5 protein-coding genes are annotated in these 3,962 nt (G+C 65.7%); 1 reads left to right on the plus strand and 4 read right to left on the minus strand.

The features are described from left to right. Both AB1609_17335 and AB1609_17340 read right to left on the minus strand, forming a co-directional pair. Positions 1 to 182: hypothetical protein (locus AB1609_17335; GenBank protein ID MEW6048211.1), on the minus strand; the 182-nt coding region annotated here is incomplete at its 3' end. After that, positions 179 to 562 carry a hypothetical protein gene (locus AB1609_17340; protein MEW6048212.1) on the minus strand — a complete coding sequence of 128 codons (384 nt, stop codon included), beginning with the start codon at positions 560 to 562 and terminating at the stop codon, positions 179 to 181. The genes AB1609_17335 and AB1609_17340, both read right to left, overlap by 4 nt. A 303-nt stretch (positions 563 to 865) precedes the next feature. On the opposite strand from AB1609_17340, the gene AB1609_17345 reads away from it, so the two are divergent. Beyond that, positions 866 to 952, plus strand: a complete 87-nt coding sequence (locus tag AB1609_17345) for a hypothetical protein (GenBank protein ID MEW6048213.1) — start codon at positions 866 to 868, stop codon at positions 950 to 952. Between the two features lie 96 nt (positions 953 to 1,048). On the opposite strand, the gene AB1609_17350 is transcribed toward AB1609_17345, so the two are convergent. Together AB1609_17350 and AB1609_17355 are read right to left on the minus strand one after the other, a co-directional pair. Then, positions 1,049 to 1,237, minus strand: a complete 189-nt coding sequence (locus AB1609_17350) for a hypothetical protein (protein MEW6048214.1) — start codon at positions 1,235 to 1,237, stop codon at positions 1,049 to 1,051. A gap of 843 nt (positions 1,238 to 2,080) precedes the next feature. Continuing rightward, a complete protein-coding gene (locus AB1609_17355; protein ID MEW6048215.1) occupies positions 2,081 to 3,718 on the minus strand; it encodes a cellulase family glycosylhydrolase in 1,638 nt (545 codons plus the stop codon). Between the last annotated feature and the right edge of the window lie 244 nt (positions 3,719 to 3,962).

The raw sequence follows: 3,962 nt of genomic DNA on the forward strand, positions 1-3,962 counted from the left end.
CACGGCAGAAAAGCCCCCTTCCACGCCGTCCATGCCTCCACGATGGCCAGGTTGTCCTCGCCCCCGACCACGAGCTGGCGTGTTAGCTCTTCGACGCACCTCCGCTGGTGCCTGGAGGCCAGAGGGCTAGCGAAGAAGCCGAGGACCTGGAAGCGGCAATTCGTAAGGGCTGAGGGCGTCACACGTCGCCTTCGCGGCGGGGTGTGCTGCTGCGGTCCAATTCTTTGCGCAGTAAGACGTACTGCGCCCCCAGCCATGCCAGGAGCACGACCCCGAACGGGATTACGACCATCGCGGCACGACTGCTGCGCCAGAAGATCGGATCAAGGCGCGCCCACACGATTAATCCAAGCCACATCGTGAAGAAGGGGGCATCGATCCAGACGTGAAACCGACGGTATCGCGTGGGGGCGCGGCGGCAATTCTCCACCCTCAAGATAGCCATTCCAAGCCAGAGGGTAAACTCGGCCAGGCCATAACCGGGTATACCGGCCACTGGCGGCATCGGGGCAATGGCCAGAACGGGCGTTACGATCAACAGCGTCAGACCCAGCCAGCGCAAGACGACCGACCGCCCTTCCCCATCATTACCCCCAAAAGCATCAAGCGGCGGGTTGCGCTGCCCTTCCCGCGGCCGCAGGCGGCGTGCCGGGGCTGCGGGAAGGGGTCCGCAGTCCCAACGAAGGGAGCGACCCTTCCGGTGACCGACCTCAGCATCGCACTGCTGGACATGCTGAGCAAGTATCAGGATGAGTCCCGGCTGGACGCCCTTCAGGAAGGAGGCCGAGGATGACGTGCCGACCTCCATGGTCTTTCCGCTGAGGTCCCCAAACCGGGGAGCGCGCGGCGAGCCGACTCGGTAGGCATCTTCCCCAACCCGGCAGCAGCGCAGCGACTCGTCGAGGCTGTCCTGCGGGGGCAGCATGAGGAGGATGGCGCGGCGCGCCGCTAGTTCAGCCGGAGGTGAATGACCAAGCTTCGCGAAGCGATACGGCGGGCCCAACTTGAAAGAGTGGAATTCCCTGTCATGAAGCCGACTGAGCGGAATTCAGGCCGGGGCTTTCTGCCTACACGGCTCGGCCAGGGCGTGGAGCCCGACCCGGGCGAAGACCTCGCGCTGGAAGGGCTTTGGGGCCGTCACCTTCTCGAACGGCTCCTCCTTCGGGAGGGCCGGGACGTGCACGGTGTGGCGGGCCACCGTGGCTAGTTCGTCGAGCAGGGTCCGAAAGCCATGCACCGGCCAGCCTGGCGGACGTGAAGGTGACGCTGGACATCTATCAGTCCACGAAGCCGTGCGAAGAAAAAAGGCTCAAGAGAAGAAGCCCTCTGTCCGAGCCACGTCATGCACGCGCCTGTGCTGCCCTGGAGGCTCGGGCCCGACCGGGCCCTCGGTTTCCAGCTCCCCGTTCGGTGAAATTGCAGTACCGGACGCTTCGACGGAGAAACTGGGTCGCATTGCCAGGGCCTCAAGCTCTTGTCGTTTCTGGTATCCGCGCCCTTGCGAGCGGCCCGGTCGAAAGTCATCACGATTCGGTCACCAACGTCGTCACCAACGGCCCCCGCGGGGTGCTGGGGCGCTTCTGGTCGAACTCGACGAAGCCTCGGGCGAGCAGGTGCAGGTGCAGGTGCAGGCGCTACGTCAGAAGCTCTTGGTATTACCACCGCAGGAAGCGGCGCGGCGACTCCGCCCGTACGACTCGTTGGTCACGAGTTGGTAACGACTTGCCGAATACCCTGCCGGGTCACGGGGCCGGTTGATGGGTGGCGGTGGGGCAAGGACGCGCGGAGCGAGTAGCGGAGCGGAGGGGCCGGGGGTACAGGGGTTCAAGCCATCACCCCTGTATCCCCGTTTGGTGATAGCCAGTTCCGGTGGCCGGCAGCTCGGCAGCCTTCCTGAAGAGCTGGCAGGGAATGGGGCCCCATTCCTGGAAACGCCGTCACGGGGATCAGTTCCTCACCGGGGGTTGGGAGTTACCCAGAGGTGGGGTGGTCCCTTTTGTCTACCGGCCGTTGGCTGCACTGCACCCTGAGCTTCGCCCTGTCCGCCACCTCGATCCTCACCAGCGTCCCGGCCGCCGGCCTATGGACGGCGCACGCGGACGCCCGCGAGGTTGCCGTCGAGCAGGACAGCAGCGACGACCCATCCAGCGCGATTCCCATCGAACCGGGTCACGTTTACTCTGCGGAGGCCTCGTCGGGTGACGTCGACACCTACCGGCTGGCCGTGGCCGGAGCAGGCATCTACGTTCTTTCGCTTCGGGCACCGGAGCCGTTCGATGTGGATCTGGCGCTGGCCGCCGTCGAGCATACCGGGGCGCGGCTTGAGGCAGGCGTGGCGAAGTCGGTACGGGACGCGGGGCGGCCGGACGTGATTCGCCGGTACCTGGTCTCCGGCGAGTACCTGGTCACCGTGACCGCCGTCGAAGGGGGCCCCGGTGGACGAAAGGGGTCCTTCCGTTACAGCCTCGCCGTGGCAGCCGGGCATCCCGACCAGAGCGAGAGCTTCGATGGCCCCATCGCTCTGGCCGAGCGGACCCTGTACCGGGGGAAGTTCGAGGAAATCGGCGATAGGCAACAACACCATGCGGTAGCGAGAGATGTCCTGCCCTTCCTCCACGAACGCGACCCTGATTCCCGCCATACTGCTCAGTGCAACGGCTTCCAGCATCACCCTCTGCATTACCGGCCGGTTCTCGGTGCTGAAGGGGTAGTTCGTGTTGAAGTAGGAAGGGACGAGGATGGCCACCTCGGGCTCCGGCAGCCGCAGCCGATCGGGACGGGGCAGCGACTCCAGGAGGCCACGGAACTTTCGGTACTCATGCGCGGCGGCTTTCCAACGCCCATCTGCCGCGGTGACCCCGAACGACAGTTCGAACGCATGGTGCCGGTAGGGATGCTGGCGTGATAGGTCGAAGTCGCTGAAGCACCACACCCAGGCACCCGAGCCGCCCGCCAGCAGCACGTCGTGCAACGTCTCACGAACGTAAGCGGCGTGGTTCTCCTCCGACGCCTGAATGCTGCTTGCGCCGAACTCCTCCAGGAGCACGGGCTTTTCCCGGCGGCCCTGCCCGTAGATCACCTCCTCGATGCTCCAGGTTCGCCAGAGGTGTGCCGGGATGACCCACGAGTGCCGGGCAGCGTCGATCTCTGTTGCGTAGACATGAGGGCCGAAGTACGAGACGTGGGGCTCCAGGAGCTTTAAATCGAAGCCGTTCTCCCCGCCGTTCAAGTTCCACGCCCCATCGCCGGTGCCGATGGGGTTGACCCCGTCCCACTGACGGATGGCAGCCACCAGCCGGCGGGACCAGTTCGCCACGGAATCAGGAGAGGCATGTCCTCCGTAAAGAGGCATCTCATTGCTCAGCACCCAACCGGCGAGCCCGCTCGATCCCTGGAGTACACGTGCGGCCTCACCGGCCAGGCGTTCCTGAGCGGCCAGCATGTCCGGGTCGGTATAGAGGTCCCGCCCTTGCCGCCACGGGACATCCCAGTTCTCGCCCGACATGTGGCCGACAACGAGTGTCACGAAAACCCCCAGGCCCTCTTCGCCGCACCAGTCGACAAACTGGCGCAATCGCTGCAGCATGGTGGGCTCCACCCGCTCGCCCGTCGGCATGAAGTCCGGCCAGTACACGAAGGCCCGGCAAACGTGGAACCCGATGCGGGCCATCTCCCGGACCTCGGCGTGCACCCGCTTTTCGTCCCACACGGCCCACATGCGCGGGCCGCCGGCACGGGACCAGTAATTCACTCCGAGCAGGAAAGCCGGGCTGTTCCGGAAGGGAAGGTACGGGGCAGACCACGTCCTGGAAGGCCCGGCCGGCCAGCCGGCCCCGGGCCTGCCTGCCCCCTGCGACGTCGGATTTTCGGGCGAATGCCGCGGCGGTTTCACCTGTTTCCCCCCACACCGGTTTGGAGCTTCAACCTTTGAGCCCCGTGAGCGTGATTCCTGCCACGGCTGG

Source organism: Bacillota bacterium (assembly GCA_040754675.1).
Lineage (GTDB): Bacteria > Bacillota > Limnochordia > Limnochordales > Geochordaceae > Geochorda.

What these genes read in the sequence shown, in the direction of transcription:
- AB1609_17355 (MEW6048215.1), bottom strand. Translation starts at nt 3,718, where the DNA reads ATGTGGGCCGTGTGGGACGAAAAGCGGGTGCACGCCGAGGTCCGGGAG.